This window comes from Streptomyces sp. P13-3-3 (assembly GCF_050571355.1).
Taxonomy (GTDB): domain Bacteria; phylum Actinomycetota; class Actinomycetes; order Streptomycetales; family Streptomycetaceae; genus Streptomyces; species Streptomyces althioticus.
This window is the reverse complement of sequence record NZ_CP192228.1, coordinates 2,651,033-2,668,783: the sequence shown is the minus strand read 5'-3', so window position 1 is coordinate 2,668,783 and position 17,751 is coordinate 2,651,033. Positions and strand designations below refer to the sequence as shown.

Below are 17,751 nucleotides of genomic sequence, written 5' to 3'. Positions count from 1 at the left end.
CATTTTTCCGCGAAGCGGAAGTCGCTCCTGCATTTCAGCGGCTCGCCCCGGTCACGCCCCGATGTTCTTCAGCGCCTCCCGCACCGACAGCGGCGCGAACCGGTCGCCCTCGCGCGCGACGAAGCCGCGTACCGCGTCCGGGTCGGTCTTGGCGTACTCGCGCAGGGCCCAGCCGATGGCCTTGCGGACGAAGAAGTCGGGGTGGCCCGACTGGCGCAGGCAGTAGCCGAAGAGCCGCTCGGCGTCGGTGCGTTCCTTGTGGCGGAGCTGGTGGAGCAGGGCGGTGCGGACGAGCCACTTGTCGTCGTCGGCGCTCCACCGGTCCATCTCGGCGGTGAGCGCGGGGTCGGCGGCGACGAGTGCTCCGACGACGTGCGCGGCGAGCAGGTCGACGGTGTCCCACCAGGGCACGGTGGTGACGAGGTACCGGGTCACCGGCAGGAAGCCGGAGGAGCACCGCCGCACGTGCCGGCGCAGGTGGTCGACCGCGAAGTAGTGGTACTCGCGCTCGGGCAGTTGCCAGCAGCGCAGCGCGATCGCGGCGCAGTCGGCCTCGGACGGGCGGGGCAGTCCGGCCTCGACGGTGCGGGACAGGGCGCGGCGCACCGGAGTCTTCAGTCCCAGGAAGGGCGCGACGTCCTTCATGTACGCCCGCATGGCGTCGGCCGCGGCGGGATCGGCTGCGGACGCGTACGCGGCGACGAGCCGCTCCACGACCGTGTCGGCCAGCGGGCTGTCCGGCACCCGCGGCGGCGCCGGACCGTCTTCTGTGACGCGCATGAGACGAACACTACGGCGATCTCGCACATATGTCGGTTAGTGTCACCGGATGCTCGATGCCACCAACCGCTCTGGGGGCACCGCCGCGGCCCGTCCCCGGGCCGGCTCGTCCGACCTCGCGGTCGCCGTCCCCACGGCCGCTCCCGTTCTCGCGCCCGCTCCCGGTCTCGCCGGGCGGTGCGCGAGAGTCCTGCTGTCGCCGTGGTCCCGGCTGTCCCTGCTGGTCGTGCTGCTCGCCTCGGCGGCGGCGGTCATGGTGGTGCTGGAGCCGCAGCAGTTGCTGACCGACGGCCTGCCGGCCCGGCTCGGCGGCGCCGTGGGCGTCGTCGCCTACGCGGTCGCGTACGGGGCGTGCACGGTGGCGTTCGTGCCGCGTCCGCTGCTGAACCTGGCCGCGGGGGCGTTGTTCGGCTCCCAGTTCGGTCTGGTGGCGGCGCTGGGCGGGACGGTGCTGGGTGCCGGTCTCGCGTTCTGCCTGGGCCGGGTGCTCGGCCAGGAGGCGTTGCGTCCGCTGCTGCGCGGGCGCTGGCTGAAGGCCGCGGACCACCAGCTGAGCCGGCACGGCTTCCGGTCGATGCTGGCTGCCCGGCTGTTCCCCGGAATCCCGTTCGCCGCCGCCAACTACTGCGCCTCGGTCTCCCGGATGGGCCTGCTGCCGTTCCTGCTGGCGACGGCGCTCGGCTCGATCCCGAACACCGCCGCCTACGTGGTGGCGGGCGCCCGTGCCTCCACCCCGACGTCCCCGGCCTTCCTGATCGCGCTGGCCTGCATCGCCGTGCCGGGTCTCGCCGGCGCGGTCGTGGCGTGGCGCAAGCGGCACCGGCTGCGCGCCGGGTAGCGGCGCGGGCGGACCCCGGTTCCACACCGGCTCGCGCCACGACAGCCGCCTGCCGTGACCGCCCCGCGGCCGAGGCACGACGAACGGCCCGTCACGACCACCCCTACCGCGGCGGGACCGAACGCCGGCTCAACCCGGAGCCGTGCCCCGACGACGCTCGCCCTACCCGCACCGGGGGCTGCGACACGACGGACGACCCCCCATCTCGCCCACGGCCCACGCCGACCCACACCCGTCACCCCCGCCTCGGGGCCAAGACCCGACGTACGGCCCCTCACAACCACCCCGCCCGCGGCGGGAGGGAACGCCGACCCAACCCAGACCCGTGCCCGGACGACGCTCGCCCTCCCCGAGCCGCGACCGAGGCACGACGGACGGCCCCCCATCTCGCCCACAGCCCACACCGGCACACATCACCACGCCCGTCACCCCCACCCCGCGGCCGAGACCCGACGAACGGCCCCTCACAACCACCCCCACCGCGGCGGGACGGAACGCCGACCCAACCCAGACCCGTGCCCGGACGACGCTCGCCCTCCCCGCACCGCGGCTGCGGCACGACGGACCCGTCCGGCCGTCCCACCTCCCGTCGGCAGCGGGCCGCAGCATCCGTCGGCCCGTTCCGTTCCGCCACGTGGCGCGGCCGATCGCCGCGCCCGTCCCGGGGGGTGGTGCGACGGGGATCACCCCGCCGCACCGACGCCCCATCCTGCGGCGGAGCCCCCGTCAGACCCGCTCCAGGATCATCGCGTTGGCGAGCCCGCCGGCCTCGCACATGGTCTGCAGGGCGTAGCGCGCGCCTCGTTCCCTCATGGCGTGGACCAGGGTGGTCGTCAGCCGGGTGCCGCTCGCGCCGAGCGGGTGGCCGATGGCGATGGCCCCGCCGTGGACGTTGACCTTGGCGAGGTCGGCGCCGGTCTCCTGCTGCCAGGCGAGGACGACGCTGGAGAACGCCTCGTTGACCTCGAACAGGTCGATGTCGTCGAGGGAGAGCCCGGCCCGGCGCAGCACCTTCTCGGTGGCCGGGACGACGCCCGTGAGCATCAGCAGCGGGTCGGAGCCGGTGACGGCGAAGCTGTGCAGCCGGGCGAGCGGGCGCAGTCCGAGCTTCGCGGCCGTCTCCCCGGACATGACGAGGACGGCGGACGCGCCGTCGTTGATGGGGCTGGCGTTGCCGGCCGTGACGTTCCATTCGATCTGCGGGAAGCGCTCGGCGAAGTGCGGGTCGTGGTAGGCGGGCCGGAGTCCGGCGAGGACATCGGTGCCGGTGTCCGGCCGTACGCACTCGTCGCGCGTGACGCCCTCCAGGGGCGCGACCTCGGCGTCGAACAGCCCGGTCTCCCAGGCCGCGGCCGCCCGGCGGTGCGAGGCCACGGCGAAGGCGTCCATCTGCTCGCGGGTGATCGACCACTTGGCGGCGATCAGTTCGGCGCTGATGCCCTGCGGGACGAGCCCTTCCGGGTAGCGCGCGGCGATCCCGGGACCGAACGGGTCCTTGCCCTCGGGCACGTTGGACCACATGGGCACCCGGCTCATGGACTCCACGCCGCAGGCGACGGCGATGTCGTACGCGCCGGAGATGACGCCCTGGGCGGCGAAGTGCACGGCCTGTTGGGAGGAGCCGCACTGGCGGTCGACGGTGGTGGCGGGCACGGACTCGGGCAGTCCGGCGGAGAGGGCGGCGTAGCGGGTGGTGTTCATGGCCTGCTCGCCGACCTGGTCGACGGTGCCGCCGATGACGTCGTCGATCAGCTCGGGGTCCACGCCGGAGCGTTCGACGAGGGTGCGCAGGGTGTGGGCGAGCAGTTCGACGGGGTGGACGTGGGCGAGGGAGCCGTTGGGCTTGCCCTTCCCGACGGGGGTGCGTACGGCTTCCACGATGACTGCGTCACGCATGGTGCGGGCCTCCTTGGCCGGACCGGTTCAGGACGGGATGCCACCGGGGCGTTGCTACCGGTGAGTAGGAAATCCGAACTCACCATAACGCGGTGGGTTGGAAAATCAAACCCTTATCGGTGGTGGCCGTAAACTGGCCCCATGGCCGCCTCCAAAGAACCGCGCCCCTGCTCCGTCGCCGACGCGCTCGCGCTCGTGGGCGAGAAGTACTCCCTGCTCGTGCTGCGCGAGGTGTGCCTCGGCAACGGCCGCTTCGACCAGCTCGTGCGCAACATCGGCGCGCCGCGCGACATCCTGGCCACGCGGCTGCGCCGCCTGGTCGATGCCGGGATCCTCACCAAGCGCCCGTACAGCGAGCGCCCGCAGCGCTTCGAGTACCGGCCGACCCCGGCGGGCCTCGAACTGGAGCCCGTGCTGTGGACCCTGAAGGAGTGGGGCGACCGGCATCTGCGGGCCGACAGCGGCACGCCGATGAGGCTGGAGCACCACTGCGGTGACGAGTTCGTGCCGGTCGTCACCTGCCGGGCGTGCGGGGAGGAGGCGCGCCACCAGGACCTCACCGCGCAGCCCCAGGTCCCCGGCTGGACGGTGCGCGGCCCGGCCGCCGCCTGAGCGTCACCCGTACGGCCCCGGCGGGTCGTCGCACCTTCGCCGGGGCTTCATCTCCGGGCGCTACAGTTCGCCTCCGGCGCGCCCGATGATCGACAGCACCGCAGCCGGCGGTGGGGGCGGGCCCTTCGACCTTTCCGCGATCGGCACTTGGATCCCGCTGCCCCATGTCTTGGTTCGAATCCCTGATCCTCGGCCTCGTCCAGGGTCTGACCGAGTTCCTGCCCGTCTCCTCAAGCGCGCATCTGCGGCTGACCGCGGCCTTCTCCGGATGGGAGGACCCCGGCGCCGCCTTCACCGCGATCACGCAGATCGGCACGGAGACCGCGGTGCTGATCTACTTCCGCAAGGACATCGGGCGCATCCTGTCCGCGTGGTCCCGCTCACTCACCGACAAGGAGATGCGCCGGGACCAGGACGCGCGCATGGGCTGGCTGGTCGTCATCGGCTCGATCCCGATCGGCGTGCTCGGGGTGACGCTCAAGGACCAGATCGAGGGGCCGTTCCGCGATCTGCGGCTGACGGCCGCGATGCTGATCGGCATGGGCGTCGTGCTGGGCGTCGCCGACCGGCTCGCGGCACGCGCGGAGAGCGGCGGCGGCCGGCACCGGGTGGCCGCGCCCCGCAAGGAACTGACCGACCTGACGGTCCGGGACGGTCTGATCTACGGCGCGTGCCAGGCGCTGGCCCTGATCCCGGGCGTCTCCCGCTCAGGGGCCACCATCAGCGGCGGCCTGTTCATGGGCTACCGGCGCGAGGCCGCGGCCCGTTACTCGTTCCTGCTCGCCATTCCCGCCGTGCTGGCCTCCGGCCTGTTCGAGCTGAAGGACGCGGCGGACGGCGGGCACGTCTCCTGGGGGCCGACGCTCTTCGCCACGGTGATCGCGTTCGCCACCGGGTACGCGGTGATCGCGTGGTTCATGAAGTTCATCTCGACCAAGAGCTTCATGCCGTTCGTCTGGTACCGGATCGCACTCGGCGTGGTGATCATCGCGTTGGTCGCCGCCGGCGTGCTCAGTCCGCACGCGGCGGAGTCGGCGGGCTGAACGCGGGCGTGAGGGCGGCCGAGACGCGCGCCACGCACCGGGCGGTGCGGAAACGGTTCTGCCGCGGAACGTACGCCCGGCCCGTGTCCGTGGCACGTGACCGAACCCATACGGGTCCCGTAGCCGTCCGGTAGCGCACCGTCAGTCCATGGCCCTAGGCTTGTCCGCATGTCCCCCGATTTAACGCCCCCTGGTTCCGCGCGGTCCGCCGCCGAGGTGAACGAACAGATCCGCGCCCTGTGGCTGCGGGCGGGCGGCTCCCTGTCCGCCCAGGAGCGTGAGGAGTACGAGATGCTGGTCGTCGAGTGGGCGGCAGCGATCCGCGGACGGGTCGTCGAGGCGGCCTGACGCCCGCCCGCTCCGCGCCCCCCCTTCTCAGCGTCCGCCCGCGACCCTCAGCACCGTCCCCGTGGTGTACGAGGCGTCCGGCGACATCAGCCAGGCGACCGCCGCCGCGATCTCCTCCGCCTGTCCCGCCCGCCGGAGCGGAATGGTCCCGGCCATCTCCCGGACCCGGTCCGGCGCCCCCATCGCGGCGTGCATCTCCGTGTCGATCAGACCCGGGGCGACCCCGTTGACGCGCACGCCCACCGGGCCGAGTTCCTTCGACAGCCCCACGGTCAGCGCGTCCACGGCCGCCTTGGTCGCCGCGTAGTGCACGTACTCGCCGGGGCTGCCCAAGGTCGCGGCGCCCGACGAGATGTTGACGATCACGCCCTCGCCGCGCGGCGTCATCAGCTGGGCGGCCCGCCGCGAGCACAGCAGCGTGCCGACGACGTTGACGTCGACGACCCGGCGGAGGGTGTCCGTACCCACCTCGGTGAACGGCCCGAGCGGCCCGGTCACCGCCGCGTTGTTCACCAGCCCCGTCAGCGGCCCGAGTTCGCGCTCCGTCACCTCGAACAGCCGCTCCACGTCGGCCTCGACGGACGTGTCCGCCCGCACGGTCACCGCCCGCGCCCCCGCGGCCCGCACATCCTCGGCCACCTTCTCGGCCGCGTCGGCGTCCCGCACGTAGTTCACCGCCACGTCGTGCCCCTCCGCCGCCAGCCGACGGCAGGTCGCGGCGCCGATGCCCCGGCTCCCCCCGGTGACCACCGTGACCAGACGCTTCATGAGTACCTCCAGGCGCAGAACGCGGAACGAAGATCCCCAGACTCGCAGACGCCCCCGTCCGCGTCGCGCGCGGCCCCGCGGGCCGGGGAATGTCCGCGCACGCCCCTTGGCTGCGCCTCCCGCATGGTCAACACTGAGCCGATGACGCAGCGTGTGGAGCTCGCGACCGTACGGGACCGGCTGGACCTGGACGGTCTCGTCACCGACTACGCGGTGGCCGTCGACGACGGCGACTGGGCGGGTTATCGGCGGCTGTTCACCCCTGACGGGCGGGCGGACTACCGCGGCGCGGGCGGCGTCGAGGGGGACGCCGGGGCGGTGGCCGCCTGGCTGGCGGACCGGTTCTCCCGGTTCCCCGTGCGGCAGCATCTGTTCGTCAACCGCCGGGTGCGGCTCGGCACGTGGGAGCGGGACACCGGGGACACGGCCGAGGTGCGGACCGACTACGTCAGCCCCGCCTGCCGGGGCGGCGGGGACGGGGCCGCCGTGCTCGACCTGCTGAGCGGCGGACGGTGCGTGTTCACGGCGGTGCGCACACCCGACGGCTGGCGGCTGAGCCGGGTCGCCGTGCGCGAGACGTGGCGGCGCCCGACCGGCGGACGGCCGGACGGTGTGATCGACTGAACCCGCGCCGGCCGGGTCCGGGACGCACACTGGAGGCATCACGGGGTAGGGAGGCGCCCATGAGGAATCTCGGCCACCACCTCGCCTCCCCGTGGCGCCGCTCCGCCGTTGCCGCCGTCGTCGGCGCGCTGCCCGTCCTTGCCTTCCCCGCCCCGGACCTGTGGTGGATCGCCTATGTCGCCCTCGTCCCCTGGCTGCTGCTGATCCGCGCCGCGCCAACCGGGCGCCGGGCCGCGTTCGACGGCTGGTGGGGCGGGTTCGGGTTCATGCTGGTCATGCACCACTGGCTGCTGCCCAGCCTGCACGTGTTCACGTTCGTCCTCGCCGCGCTGCTGGGCGCGCTGTGGGCGCCGTGGGGGTGGCTGGTGCGCCGGACGCTGGGCGGTCCGCCGTCCGGACGCCGGGTGGCGGCGGCGCTGCTGGTGGTGCCGTCGGGCTGGCTGACGATCGAGCTGATCCGCTCCTGGCAGGGGCTCGGCGGACCGTGGGGTGTGCTGGGCGCGAGCCAGTGGCGGGTGGAGGCGGCGCTGCGGCTGGCGTCGGTGGGCGGCGTGTGGCTGCCGAGTTTCCTGGTGGTGGCGCTGAACGTCGCGGTGGCCGTGCTGGTCGCGGAGCGCCGGGCGCGGGTGCCGGCCGTGGCGGGGCTGGTCGCCGTGGCCGCCGCGGGGTCGGCCGCCTGGGCGGGGGCGCCGCGCCCCGAGCAGACCGGGGAGCGGACACGGATCGCGCTCGTCCAGCCGGGGGTCATAGCCGGTCCGGACAGCGCCGACCGCCGCTTCGACCGCGAGGAGCGGCTGACCCGTGAGCTGGCCGGGCAGGACGTCGACCTGGTCGTCTGGGGGGAGAGCAGCGTCGGCTTCGACCTCGGCGACCGCCCCGACCTGGCCCGGCGGCTCGCCGCGCTGGCCCGGGGGACGGACGCGGAGATCCTGGTCAACGTGGACGCGCGGCGCTCGGACAGGCCCGGCATCTACAAGAGCTCGGTGCTGATCGGCCCGGACGGCCCCACCGGCGACCGGTACGACAAGATGCGGCTGGTGCCGTTCGGGGAGTACGTCCCGGCCCGCCCGCTGCTGGGCTGGGCGACGTCCGTCGGCAAGGCGGCCGGGGAGGACCGGCGGCGCGGTTCCGAGCAGGTCGTCATGGACGTCGGCGACGGGCTGCGGATCGGCCCGATGGTGTGCTTCGAGACGGCGTTCCCCGACATGAGCCGCCATCTCGTGCAGGACGGCGCGGGCGTGCTGCTCGCGCAGTCCTCGACGTCGACGTTCCAGCGGAGCTGGGCGCCCGAGCAGCACGCCTCGCTCGCCGCGCTGCGCGCCGCCGAGACCGGCCGCCCGATGGTGCACGCGACGCTGACCGGGGTGTCCGCCGTGTACGGCGCGGACGGCGGGCGGATCGGCCCGTGGCTCGGCACGGACGCGTCCGCCGCGCAGGTCTACGAGGTGCCGCTCGCCCGGGGGACCACGCTGTACGTCCGCTTCGGCGACTGGCCCCCGCAGGCGGCGCTCGTCGTGCTCGCCGTCTACGGCGCGGTGGGTCTCGTGCGGTCTAGGCGAGGCGCTCGTCGACCGCTCGTACCACCCGTTCGCACAGCTCATGGGTCGCCAGTGCGTCACGGGCGCTGAGTGTCTTCCCGGCGCGCACCGCGTCCAGGAAGGCGAGCGTCACCTGCTCGATGCCGCGCTGCCGGGACACCGGCACCCAGTCGCCGCGCCGCCGCACGGTCGGCTGGCCCTTGTGGTCGATCACCTCGGCGAGGTTGACCACCTGGCGCTTGGTGTCCTGGCCCGACACCTCGAGGATCTCCTCCGTCGAACCGCTGAGCCGGTTCATCACGCCGAGGGCGGTGAAGCCGTCGCCGGCGAGCTGGAGCACCACGTGGTGCAGCAGTCCGTCCTCGGCTCGGGCGCGCACGGTCACGTCGTCGACCTGGCCGGGCACCAGGAAGCGGAGGGTGTCCACGACGTGGATGAAGTCGTCGAGGATCATCCGGCGCGGCTCCTCGGGCAGCCCGACCCGGTTCTTCTGCATGAGGATCAGCTCGCGCGGGTGGTCGGCGCACTGCGCGTAGCCGGGGGCGTGGCGCCGGTTGAAGCCGACGGCGAGGCTGACGCCGCGCTCCTCGGCGAGCTCCACCAGCCGCTCGGAGTCGGCGAGTTCGTACGCGAGCGGCTTGTCGACGTAGGTCGGCACGCACGCCTCGAGGAGCCGGGTCACGATCTGCGGGTGGACGTCGGTCGGGGCGTGCACGAACGCCGCGTCGAGGCCGGCGGCGATGAGCGCGTCGAGGTCGGCGTGACGCTGCGCGTCCGGCAGGTGGAGGGAGTCGCCGACGCGCTTCAGGGTGGCCGGGGTGCGGGTCTGCAGATGGAGCTCCACGCCGGGCTGGACGGCGAGCACCGGAAGATAGGCCTTCTGCGCGATGTCGCCGAGCCCGATGCAGCCGACCTTCACGGTGTGTTCTCCTCTGGTCCTCGCCTGGTGTGGTCCGCTGCGAGCTTACGGGGTGCCCCGGAGCCGTCCCCGTCCGCACCGGACGGTCCTCCCGGCGGCCGCCAGTCCGCCACCCCGTCGAACCCGCGCAGGAAGAGCGACGGCGCCACCTTGGACAGCGCGGCCAGCGCGGAGTTCCGTACGGCGGTGCCGGCGCGGCCGGTCGTCAGCACGTTGAGGCGGGCCGCCCGCACCGCGCGGCGCGCGACGGCCGTGGTGCGCGGAAGGCGGGCGGCGGTGTAGCCGGGGAGGGTGCCGGCGACGGGCTCGTCGGCGGAGGAGGGCATGCCCGGGCGGGGGAAGGCGAGGGTGATCGCGTCCTCGACGGCCTGGTTGCCGCCCTGGCCGAGGCTGGGCGGCATGGCGTGCGCGGCGTCGCCGACGAGGGCCACGCGGCCCCGGTGGAAGGCGGGCAGCGGTTCGGCGATGTGGTGGACGTCGTGCCGCAGGACGTCCTCGGGGCGGACGGCGGCCAGTACTTCAGGGATGGGGCTGTGCCAGTCGCCGTAGCGGCGCAGCAGTTCGGCCCGTTCGTCGTCGGGGGCCTTCTCCCCCGCGGGTGCGACGGCGGCGGCGTAGGCGTACACCCGGCCGTCCTTGAGGGGATGGGTGCCCCAGATGGCGCCCCGGCCCCAGGTCTCGTGCGAGGGGAACGCGACGCCGGGCAGCGGAACGACGACGCGCCAGGTGGTGAAGCCGCTGTGGACGGTGCCGGGATGGCCGGGGAACAGGGTGCCGCGTACGGCGGAGCGGATGCCGTCGGCGGCCACCACCAGGTCGGCCTCCAGCTCCCCGTCGGGCGTCTCCACGCGGGCCGGCCTGCGGGGGTCGCCCGGGGCTCCGGGGTCCGTCAGGCGCGCGGGGGCGCCGGTGCGGACGGCGTCGGACGGAAGTTGCCCTGCCAGGAGTTCGACGAGGGTGGAGCGGTGCAGCAGGACGAGCGGGCCGCCGAAGCGTTCGGCCGCGGCGGCCGCCTCGGTACGGGCCAGCCACCGGCCGCTCGGCGCCCGCAGCCCGGCGTCGCCCTGCCAGGCGGACAGGGCGCGGACGTCGTCGCCCAGGCCGATGACGTCCAGGGCGCGGAGCGCGTTGGGGGACAGCGAGATCGCCGCGCCCACCGGTGTCAGGGAGGGGGCGCGCTCCAGCACGGTGACCCGCGCCCCACGCAGGTGCAGGGCGGCCGCCGCGGCCAGCCCGCCGATGCCCCCGCCGATCACGATCGCCCGCTCGGCCGCTGCCATGGCTTCCTCCCGGAGGTTGATCCACTACATCTGTAGTGAAGCTCCTCTCCACCGTACTACAGCCGTAGTGAACCGAGTAGGTTGGCCGCATGTCCGAACGCCCCACCACCCCTGCCGCCCGCGCCGACCTCGTCGCCGACACCGCACTCGCCCTGCTCGCCGAGCGGGGCATGCGGGGCCTGACCCACCGGGCGGTGGACGAGACGGCCGGACTCCCCCAGGGCTCGACGTCCAACGTGGCGCGCACGAGACAGGCACTGCTGGAACTGGCGGTACGCCGTCTCGCCGACCGGGAGGAGCGGGTCCTGGCCCTCCAGGACCTCCCCGACCCGCGCGAGGGCACCGACGCCCTCCTGGATGCCCTGGCCCTGACGGTCCACCGCACCCTGACCCGGAACCGCGACCTCACCCTGGCCCGCTACGAACTCGCCCTGGAGGCCACCCGCCGTCCGGAACTCCGCGCCCACTTCGACGCGGCCGGCGCCCGCTTCCGCACCCAGCTCACCGCGCTGGCCACCGCCCTGGGCTCCCCGACCCCGGACCGCCACGCCCTCACCCTGATCGCCTGGGCCGACGGCCTCCTCTTCTCCTGCGTGGCCGGCTCGTACCACGCCGAGCCCCCGACGATCCCGGACCTCCGGACGGACCTCCGGGAGATCATCGACGGGATGCTGGGGACGCGGGCGGCATAAAACCCCTGGTGTGACCTCCCGTCAGCGGGAAAGGATGCCGGGATGACGACCCAGCGCAGTGAACCCGGGCAGAACGCCGATGAACGGACCATGCTCGAAGGGTGGCTCGACTATCACCGGGCGACGCTCGCCTGGAAGTGCGCGGGGCTGACCGACGGGCAGTTGCGGGCCGCGTCCGTGGCGCCGTCGGAATTGTCGCTGATGGGGCTGGTGCGGCACATGGCGGAGGTGGAGCGGTCGTGGTTCCGGCGGGTGTTCGCCGGTGAGGACGCCGGGCCGATCTACTTCGGGGAGGCCGACCCGGACGGGGAGTTCCACCCCGGCGAGGCGGACACCTGGAAGGACGCCTACGAGACCTGGCAGGCGGAGATCGAGGCCGCCCGGCGCAACGCAGCCGGCCATTCCCTCGACGAGCGCTCCCAGGGCCGCCACCACTCGCACCCCGAGCCGTGCTCCCTGCGCTGGATCTACACGCACATGATCGAGGAGTACGCCCGGCACAACGGCCACGCGGACCTGATCCGGGAGGCGATCGACGGCGCCATCGGCGAGTGACGTCACCCGCCACGCCGACGGGGCCCTCGAAGGTGGGCGGACATCACCCGTGCGGGGGACCACCGAGCCTGTCCCTCCACCGCCCGCCGGGCGGAGCCAGCAAAGTGGCGGGGGTGCAGCGAACGACGACCACAGCAACGCTTCTGATGACCGTGGCGGTCGCCGCCCTCTCGGGCTGTGTGACGGTCCAGCGTCCCCTCGCACCGGGCCCGGCGACCGCGCCGCCGCCGGGGGCAGGACACGATGCGGCGGGGCGCGACGCGTCGCCGGTCGTGCAGGCGCCCGCGCGCGAGGCGCTCCAGCGGGTGCCGGCCGACGCCCCCGAGGCGTCCCCGTCGGACCGGGCCACCCCGAAGGCCGAGCCCTCGCGGATCCACGTGCCCTCCGACGCGCGCGACGGGCAGGCGCCGCGCACGCAGCGGCCCCGCGGCCCCGAGCGGCCGCAGCCCACCCGGCGCACCCCGGCCCCACGCCCGCCGGCCCAGCTCCCGGGCGGCGGCGGGTCCCTGACCGGGGGCACCTCCGGCGGCTCGGACGTCTGCGCACTGGGCAGGGAGTACGGCGGCTGGCCGGCGGACAGCCCGCAGGCGCGCATCTGCCGGGACACCTACGGCCGCTGAGCGGGCCCCGCTACCGCCTCCGCCGGGACACACAGCCGCCGAGCGGGCCCTGTTCCCACCTCCGCCGGGACACACAGCCGCCGAGCGGGCCCTGTTCCCGCCTCCGCCGAGACTCCACAACCGCTGATTGAGCCCCGGTCCCACCCCGCCGAGACTCCACAGCCACTGAGCGGGCCCCGCTCCCACCCCCGCCGGGACACCACAGCCGCCGAGCGGGACCAGGTCTCTCACCTCTGCCGCGGCGGCCCCGGCCCCCCGGGCGGCATCCCGTCCTCCCCTAGCCGCGCCTCCAGCCGGCCGATTGCGGCCCGTACGCCCTCGCCGTAGCGGTCGTCGGCGAGGGTGCGGGCGGCGCCCCGGGCCCGGTCCAGATGGGCGCGGGCCGCGTCGGGGCGGCCGAGGCGGACGTAGTCGGCGGCCAGATTCAGGTGCAGCGACGGGTACAGGGCACGCACCGCCGGGCCGCCGTCGTGCGCCGGGGTCCCGCCGGCCTCATCGGCCGCCGTCAGCGCCCGCAGGTCCCAGGCCAGTTCGTCCTCGGGGTCGTCCTGGGTGTCGGCGAGGTAGTGGGCGAGGGTGCAGCGGTGCAGCGGGTCGCCGTCCTCGCCGATCTCCGCCCACAGGCCGAGGAAACGGTGCCGGGCCTCCTCCCGGTCCCCCGCGTGGTGCAGCATCACGACCTGGCCGATCCGGGTGAGCAGGGCGTCCGGCGCCGCCTGCTCCTGTCGCTCCGTCACCGCGTCCTCCGCACCGTCGCCCGCTGTCGCCTCCGACGCTAGTCGCAGACTCGGACGATTCCGGACAGGCCGCCCCGCGACGTGCCGAGGCGGAGACGGCCCGACGCCGGCCCGCACCCGGCCGGGCGGGGCGCGGACGCGGGCGGATCAGCCGAGGTCGGGGATGGTCCAGTCGATCGGCTGGTGCCCCTGCGCCGCCACCGCCTCGTCGATCTGCGAGAACGGCCGGGAGCCGAAGAACTTCTTCGCGGACAGCGGCGAGGGGTGCGCCCCCTTCACCACCACGTGCCGGCTCTCGTCGATCAGCGGCAGCTTCTTCTGCGCGTAGTTGCCCCACAGCACGAAGACCGCGGGGTCGGGCCGGTCGGCCACCGCGCGGATCACCGCGTCGGTGAACAGCTCCCAGCCGCGCCCCTTGTGCGAGTTGGCCTCGCCCGCGCGGACCGTGAGCACCGCGTTGAGCAGCAGCACGCCCTGCCTGGCCCACGGCATCAGATAACCGTTGTCCGGGACGGGCGTACCCAGGTCGGCGTGCAGCTCCTTGTAGATGTTCCGCAGGGACGGCGGGGTCTTCACCCCCGGCCGGACAGAGAAGCACAGCCCGTGCCCCTGGCCCTCCCCGTGATACGGGTCCTGGCCGAGCACCAGGACCTTCACCTCGTCGTACGGCGTGGCCTCCAGCGCCGCGAAGACCTCCTCGCGGGGCGGGTAGACGGGACCGCGCGCCCGCTCCTCCTCGACGAACTCGGTCAGCTCCTTGAAGTAGGGCTGCTGCAGCTCGTCACCCAGAACCCCGCGCCAGGACTCGGGCAGCATGGCGATGTCGGTCACGTCGATTCCCTTGCTCACATGGTCGTTTCCGGTTCTCCGAACCTACCGGCGACCACTGACAGCCGGCCTCTCGGCCGGCTGCCGGGGCGCTCTACCAGCTGGTCTTCCGGGAGAGCTGCCACATCATCATGATCGTGGAGGGGTCCAGGGCGCGCTCCGCGCCCGAGATCTCCCGGCTCGCCGCGACGTACTGCCGGCCCTGCCACAGCGGGAGCAGCCGCGCGTCGTTCACGAGGATCTGCTGGGCCTCCTCGAACTGCTTCACCACGTTGCCCCGGTCGCTCTCGCGGCGGGAGCTGGGCAGCAGGTCGTTGACGATCTTCTTGGCCTCGTACGGCGTGCCGAGCGCGTTCTGCTCGCCGACGAACGGGGCGATGAAGTTGTCCGCGTCCGGGAAGTCCGGGAACCAGCCACGGCCGAACACCGGGTACTCGCCCTTCTGGTAGCCCTCGACGTAGGTCTTCCAGGGGCGGTTCTTCAGCGTGACGTCGAACAGCTCCGAAGCCTCCAGCTGCCGCTCCAGCTCCTTGAACTCCAGGGCGGTCTCGGAGCCGTAGCGGTCCGAGGTGTACCAGAGGGTGAGCGGCACCCGCTCGGTGATGCCGGCGTCGCGGAGGATCTCGCGGGCCTTGTCGGCGTCGGGCTCGCCGAAGTTGTCGAAGAAGCCGGTGGTGTGTCCGGTCAGGCCCTTGGGGACCATCGAGTACAGCGGGTCGACGGTGTCCTTGTAGACCTTGTGCGCGATCGCGGCGCGGTCGACGAGCTGCGCGATGGCCTGGCGCACGGCCTTCTTCCCGACCCACGGGTCCTTCGGGTTGAAGACCAGGTAGTTGATGTCGGTGCCGGTGCCGTCGATGAGCTGCAGCTCCTCCTCCTTGGAGGACCTGCCCTGGAGCTCGACGATGTCGCCCGCGGCCAGACCACGGTAGGTGAGGTCGATCCGCTTGTCGCGCAGCGCCCCGACCATCTCGCCGGAGTCCTGGTAGTAGCGGATGGTGACCGCGTTGTTCTTCCGGTCGGCGTAGCCCTTGTAGTTCTCGTTGCTGACCAGCCGGGCCTCCTTGCCCTCCTCGTACGACTGGAGGGTGTACGGGCCCGATCCGACGACGCTCTTCTCCTCGCGGAGCTGCCCCGCGGGGTAGGAGTCGGGGTCGACGATCGACATCGCGGGGGTCGCGAGCACGAACGGGAAGGTGGCGTCGGGCTTGTTGAGGTAGAAGACCACCTCGCGCTCGTTCGGCGCCTGGACCCGCTCGAGGCTGCCCAGCAGACCGGCCGGACCGCCGTTGACGTTGATCTGGCGGATGCGGTCGATGGAGTGCTTGACCGCCTTCGCGTCCAGTTTGCCGCCGTCGGAGAAGGTGAGACCCTCGCGCAGCTCGCAGCGGAACACCTGGTTGGAGGTGTCGGAGAACTCGCACTTCTCCGCCGCGTCCGGCTGGGGGGTCGTCGCGCCGATCGGGTAACTCAGCAGCGTCTGGTAGATGTTGCGGAACAGCTCCCAGGAGCTGTCCCAGGACGCGGCAGGATCCAGCGTGCTCGGCGAGCTGGTGGTTCCCACGACGATGGGGCCCTCGTCCTCCGGGCTGTCGGACGCCAGGACGCCACATCCGGTCACCAGGGACGATATGGACGCGATGGCCGCCACCCGCCGCAGGCATCGATTCCGGTTGAACACGCGCACGCTCCTCGATCTGCCATACCAAGGGTCGGCGAACGATACCGCAGTGACACACCGGCTGACCCTCCTCGGGAGGACCCTTGAGATCAACTCGCGGATGACTACGTTGTCACCGGCGTTTCGTGCCCAAATCGCCGACACGGACGCCGTTTTCGTCAACGGCGTCCGTGTCGGACGGGGCGGTGGTGACCGGTGTGCACGCGTGGTGCGCGGCTCCGGGCCGGGGGATCCGGCTCACGGATCCGGTTGTACGGATGCGGTCGTACGGATCAGCCGACGCCGGCGTTGAGGAAGATGCCGCCGTCGACGACCAGGGTCTGGCCGGTGACCCAGTCGGACTGGTCCGAGGTGAGGAACGCGGCCGCGCCGCCGATGTCGGACGGCACGCCGAGCCGGCCCAGCGGGTAGGAGGCGGCGGCCTCCTCCTCGCGGCCCTCGTACAGCGCCTGCGCGAACTTGGTCTTCACCACCGCCGGGGCGATGGCGTTGACCCGCACCCTGGGCGCGAACTCGTGCGCCAGCTGCTGGGTGAGGTTGATCAGCGCGGCCTTGCTGACGCCGTAGGCGGCGATGAAGGGCGAGGGCGCGATGCCCGCGACGGAGGCGATGTTCACGATCGCGCCGCCGTTGTCCTTCTGCCAGGCGTGCCAGGTCTTCTGCGCGAAGCCCAGCGCCGAGATCACGTTGGTCTCGAAGACCTTGCGCGCCACGTTCAGGTCGAGGTCGGCGATCGGCCCGAACACGGGGTTGGTGCCCGCGTTGTTGACCAGGTGGTCGACCCGGCCGAAGGCCTCCATCACGCGTTCGACGGCGAGCGCCTGATGGGCCTCGTCGTGCGCCTTGCCGGCCACGTAGATCGCCCGGTCGGCGCCGAGCTGCTCCACGGCCTCCTTGAGGGCGTCCTCGTTGCGTCCGGTGATGCAGACCCGGTCGCCGCGCGCGACCAGCGCCTCGGCCACGCCGTAGCCGATGCCGCGGCTGGCGCCCGTGATCAGGGCGACCTTGCCGGTGGGTTCCACTGTCGTCATGTCCGGGTCCTTTAGTCGAGCGGTCCGCCGGCCACGTACAGCACCTGGCCGGAGACGAAGCCTGCCGCGTCGGCGGTGAAGAAGGCGATGGCGTTGGCGATGTCCTCGGGCTCGCCGACGCGGGCGACGGGGATCTGGGTGGCGGCGGCCGCCTTGAAGTCCTCGAAGCCCATGCCGACGCGGTCGGCGGTGGCCTTCGTCATCTCGGTGGCGATGAAGCCGGGGGCCACGGCGTTGGCGGTGACGCCGAACTTGCCGAGCTCCTTGGCCAGGGTCTTGGTGAAGCCCTGCAGGCCGGCCTTCGCGGCCGAGTAGTTGACCTGGCCGCGGTTGCCGAGCGCGGAGGAGGACGACAGGTTGACGATGCGGCCGAAGCTGGCGTCCACCATGTGCTTCTGGCAGGCCTTCGACATCAGGAAGGCGCCGCGCAGGTGCACGTTCATGACGGTGTCCCAGTCGGAGACGCTCATCTTGAACAGCAGGTTGTCACGCAGGACGCCCGCGTTGTTGACCAGGATGGTCGGCGCGCCGAGCTCCTCGGCGACGCGGGCGACGGCCGCCTCGACCTGCGCCTCGTCGGAGACGTCGCAGCCGACCGCGATCGCCTTGCCACCGGCGGCGGTGATCTTCTCGACGGTGTCCTTGCAGGCGGCCTCGTCGAGGTCCAGCACGGCGACCGCGCGACCCTCGGCGGCCAGTCGTACGGCGGTGGCGGCGCCGATGCCGCGCGCGGCGCCGGTGACGACCGCGACCCGCTGCTCAGTGGTGGACATTGCTGCTTCTCCTCGCCCTTGGGATGCGGCTCCTGCGGCCCGCTCGAATCGGTGAGCGACCGCTTAGTACCTTCAGCAGACGTGACGCTAGAAGCCCTGGCACCCGGTGTCAACGGCGCACCGCCCGTGTGTGATCCATTCCCCGTGGCCGGGCGGACCTCTCCGCCGTCCCGTTCCCCTCCCCGGCA

The 17,751-nt window shown here is 73.1% G+C and carries 19 protein-coding genes; 9 read left to right on the top strand and 10 right to left on the bottom strand.

Annotated features, from left to right (window positions below; translation table 11 throughout):
• Positions 1-51: 51 nt before the first annotated feature.
• Positions 52-780 carry a DNA alkylation repair protein gene (locus tag ACQZOG_RS12110; protein ID WP_359597570.1) on the bottom strand — a complete coding sequence of 243 codons (729 nt, stop codon included), beginning with the start codon at positions 778-780 and terminating at the stop codon, positions 52-54.
• Positions 781-829: 49 nt separating this feature from the next.
• Here ACQZOG_RS12110 and ACQZOG_RS12105 point away from each other — a divergent pair, with 49 nt between their 5' ends.
• Complete coding sequence (locus ACQZOG_RS12105) at positions 830-1,618, top strand: TVP38/TMEM64 family protein (RefSeq protein ID WP_230227259.1); 789 nt, start codon at positions 830-832, stop codon at positions 1,616-1,618.
• Positions 1,619-2,344: 726 nt separating this feature from the next.
• Here ACQZOG_RS12105 and ACQZOG_RS12100 read toward each other — a convergent pair.
• Positions 2,345-3,514: a thiolase family protein gene (locus tag ACQZOG_RS12100; protein WP_033276918.1), complete on the bottom strand. Its 1,170-nt coding sequence runs from the start codon at positions 3,512-3,514 to the stop codon at positions 2,345-2,347.
• Positions 3,515-3,655: 141 nt separating this feature from the next.
• Between ACQZOG_RS12100 and ACQZOG_RS12095 the strand changes: the two genes are divergently transcribed.
• The 3 genes from ACQZOG_RS12095 (at position 3,656) to ACQZOG_RS12085 (ending at position 5,517) form a co-directional block, all read left to right on the top strand.
• Positions 3,656-4,126, top strand: a complete 471-nt coding sequence (locus ACQZOG_RS12095; RefSeq protein WP_033276917.1) for a winged helix-turn-helix transcriptional regulator — start codon at positions 3,656-3,658, stop codon at positions 4,124-4,126.
• A gap of 164 nt (positions 4,127-4,290) precedes the next feature.
• Positions 4,291-5,169, top strand: coding sequence for an undecaprenyl-diphosphate phosphatase (locus ACQZOG_RS12090; protein ID WP_033276916.1), 879 nt, complete (start codon positions 4,291-4,293; stop codon positions 5,167-5,169).
• A gap of 168 nt (positions 5,170-5,337) precedes the next feature.
• The gene (locus ACQZOG_RS12085) at positions 5,338-5,517 is read left to right on the top strand and encodes a hypothetical protein (protein ID WP_033276915.1); all 180 of its coding nucleotides are present in this window, start codon (positions 5,338-5,340) and stop codon (positions 5,515-5,517) included.
• A 27-nt stretch (positions 5,518-5,544) separates the two neighbouring features.
• Here ACQZOG_RS12085 and ACQZOG_RS12080 read toward each other — a convergent pair whose 3' ends face one another.
• Entirely contained in the window at positions 5,545-6,285 is a 741-nt protein-coding gene (locus tag ACQZOG_RS12080) for an SDR family NAD(P)-dependent oxidoreductase (protein ID WP_033276914.1), read from the bottom strand.
• Between the two features lie 141 nt (positions 6,286-6,426).
• On the opposite strand from ACQZOG_RS12080, the gene ACQZOG_RS12075 reads away from it, so the two are divergent.
• Positions 6,427-6,909, top strand: coding sequence for a nuclear transport factor 2 family protein (locus ACQZOG_RS12075; protein ID WP_033276979.1), 483 nt, complete (start codon positions 6,427-6,429; stop codon positions 6,907-6,909).
• A gap of 59 nt (positions 6,910-6,968) precedes the next feature.
• Positions 6,969-8,537, top strand: a complete 1,569-nt coding sequence (gene lnt / locus ACQZOG_RS12070; RefSeq protein WP_430741492.1) for an apolipoprotein N-acyltransferase — start codon at positions 6,969-6,971, stop codon at positions 8,535-8,537.
• Here lnt and ACQZOG_RS12065 read toward each other — a convergent pair.
• Together ACQZOG_RS12065 and ACQZOG_RS12060 are read right to left on the bottom strand one after the other, a co-directional pair.
• Positions 8,461-9,366, bottom strand: a complete 906-nt coding sequence (locus ACQZOG_RS12065; RefSeq protein ID WP_033276912.1) for a Gfo/Idh/MocA family protein — start codon at positions 9,364-9,366, stop codon at positions 8,461-8,463. The two genes, lnt and ACQZOG_RS12065, sit on opposite strands and share 77 nt — an antisense overlap.
• Positions 9,363-10,646, bottom strand: a complete 1,284-nt coding sequence (locus ACQZOG_RS12060; RefSeq protein WP_033276911.1) for an FAD-dependent monooxygenase — start codon at positions 10,644-10,646, stop codon at positions 9,363-9,365. The genes ACQZOG_RS12065 and ACQZOG_RS12060 overlap by 4 nt, the downstream gene beginning before the upstream one ends.
• An 89-nt stretch (positions 10,647-10,735) precedes the next feature.
• Here ACQZOG_RS12060 and ACQZOG_RS12055 point away from each other — a divergent pair, with 89 nt between their 5' ends.
• The 3 genes from ACQZOG_RS12055 (at position 10,736) to ACQZOG_RS12045 (ending at position 12,513) form a co-directional block, all read left to right on the top strand.
• Positions 10,736-11,338, top strand: a complete 603-nt coding sequence (locus ACQZOG_RS12055) for a TetR/AcrR family transcriptional regulator (RefSeq protein WP_365164559.1) — start codon at positions 10,736-10,738, stop codon at positions 11,336-11,338.
• Positions 11,339-11,380: 42 nt separating this feature from the next.
• A complete protein-coding gene (locus ACQZOG_RS12050) occupies positions 11,381-11,893 on the top strand; it encodes a DinB family protein (RefSeq protein WP_359670778.1) in 513 nt (170 codons plus the stop codon).
• Between the two features lie 146 nt (positions 11,894-12,039).
• The gene (locus tag ACQZOG_RS12045; protein WP_359671001.1) at positions 12,040-12,513 is read left to right on the top strand and encodes a hypothetical protein; all 474 of its coding nucleotides are present in this window, start codon (positions 12,040-12,042) and stop codon (positions 12,511-12,513) included.
• Between the two features lie 227 nt (positions 12,514-12,740).
• On the opposite strand, the gene ACQZOG_RS12040 is transcribed toward ACQZOG_RS12045, so the two are convergent.
• The 5 genes from ACQZOG_RS12040 to fabG form a co-directional block, all read right to left on the bottom strand.
• Positions 12,741-13,250 (bottom strand): tetratricopeptide repeat protein, encoded by a 510-nt coding sequence (locus ACQZOG_RS12040; RefSeq protein WP_058915679.1) that lies wholly within the window; start codon positions 13,248-13,250, stop codon positions 12,741-12,743.
• A 147-nt stretch (positions 13,251-13,397) separates the two neighbouring features.
• On the bottom strand, positions 13,398-14,081 hold the full coding sequence (ung, locus tag ACQZOG_RS12035) for a uracil-DNA glycosylase (RefSeq protein ID WP_048459475.1): 684 nt from the start codon (positions 14,079-14,081) through the stop codon (positions 13,398-13,400).
• 91 nt (positions 14,082-14,172) lie between these two features.
• The gene (locus ACQZOG_RS12030) at positions 14,173-15,759 is read right to left on the bottom strand and encodes an ABC transporter substrate-binding protein (protein WP_359497848.1); all 1,587 of its coding nucleotides are present in this window, start codon (positions 15,757-15,759) and stop codon (positions 14,173-14,175) included.
• Positions 15,760-16,031: 272 nt separating this feature from the next.
• Positions 16,032-16,790 carry an SDR family oxidoreductase gene (locus tag ACQZOG_RS12025; protein ID WP_033276905.1) on the bottom strand — a complete coding sequence of 253 codons (759 nt, stop codon included), beginning with the start codon at positions 16,788-16,790 and terminating at the stop codon, positions 16,032-16,034.
• 11 nt (positions 16,791-16,801) lie between these two features.
• Positions 16,802-17,563 carry a 3-oxoacyl-ACP reductase FabG gene (gene fabG / locus ACQZOG_RS12020; protein WP_033276904.1) on the bottom strand — a complete coding sequence of 254 codons (762 nt, stop codon included), beginning with the start codon at positions 17,561-17,563 and terminating at the stop codon, positions 16,802-16,804.
• Between the last annotated feature and the right edge of the window lie 188 nt (positions 17,564-17,751).

Bases quoted from the DNA above. Each gene is read 5' to 3' on its own strand.
- ACQZOG_RS12110 (WP_359597570.1), bottom strand. From the start codon at position 780: ATGCGCGTCACAGAAGACGGTCCGGCGCCGCCGCGGGTGCCGGACAGC.
- ACQZOG_RS12105 (WP_230227259.1), top strand. From the start codon at position 830: ATGCTCGATGCCACCAACCGCTCTGGGGGCACCGCCGCGGCCCGTCCC.
- ACQZOG_RS12100 (WP_033276918.1), bottom strand. From the start codon at position 3,514: ATGCGTGACGCAGTCATCGTGGAAGCCGTACGCACCCCCGTCGGGAAG.
- ACQZOG_RS12095 (WP_033276917.1), top strand. From the start codon at position 3,656: ATGGCCGCCTCCAAAGAACCGCGCCCCTGCTCCGTCGCCGACGCGCTC.
- ACQZOG_RS12090 (WP_033276916.1), top strand. From the start codon at position 4,291: ATGTCTTGGTTCGAATCCCTGATCCTCGGCCTCGTCCAGGGTCTGACC.
- ACQZOG_RS12085 (WP_033276915.1), top strand. From the start codon at position 5,338: ATGTCCCCCGATTTAACGCCCCCTGGTTCCGCGCGGTCCGCCGCCGAG.
- ACQZOG_RS12080 (WP_033276914.1), bottom strand. From the start codon at position 6,285: ATGAAGCGTCTGGTCACGGTGGTCACCGGGGGGAGCCGGGGCATCGGC.
- ACQZOG_RS12075 (WP_033276979.1), top strand. From the start codon at position 6,427: ATGACGCAGCGTGTGGAGCTCGCGACCGTACGGGACCGGCTGGACCTG.
- lnt (WP_430741492.1), top strand. From the start codon at position 6,969: ATGAGGAATCTCGGCCACCACCTCGCCTCCCCGTGGCGCCGCTCCGCC.
- ACQZOG_RS12060 (WP_033276911.1), bottom strand. From the start codon at position 10,646: ATGGCAGCGGCCGAGCGGGCGATCGTGATCGGCGGGGGCATCGGCGGG.
- ACQZOG_RS12055 (WP_365164559.1), top strand. From the start codon at position 10,736: ATGTCCGAACGCCCCACCACCCCTGCCGCCCGCGCCGACCTCGTCGCC.
- ACQZOG_RS12050 (WP_359670778.1), top strand. From the start codon at position 11,381: ATGACGACCCAGCGCAGTGAACCCGGGCAGAACGCCGATGAACGGACC.
- ACQZOG_RS12045 (WP_359671001.1), top strand. From the start codon at position 12,040: ATGACCGTGGCGGTCGCCGCCCTCTCGGGCTGTGTGACGGTCCAGCGT.
- ACQZOG_RS12025 (WP_033276905.1), bottom strand. From the start codon at position 16,790: ATGACGACAGTGGAACCCACCGGCAAGGTCGCCCTGATCACGGGCGCC.
- fabG (WP_033276904.1), bottom strand. From the start codon at position 17,563: ATGTCCACCACTGAGCAGCGGGTCGCGGTCGTCACCGGCGCCGCGCGC.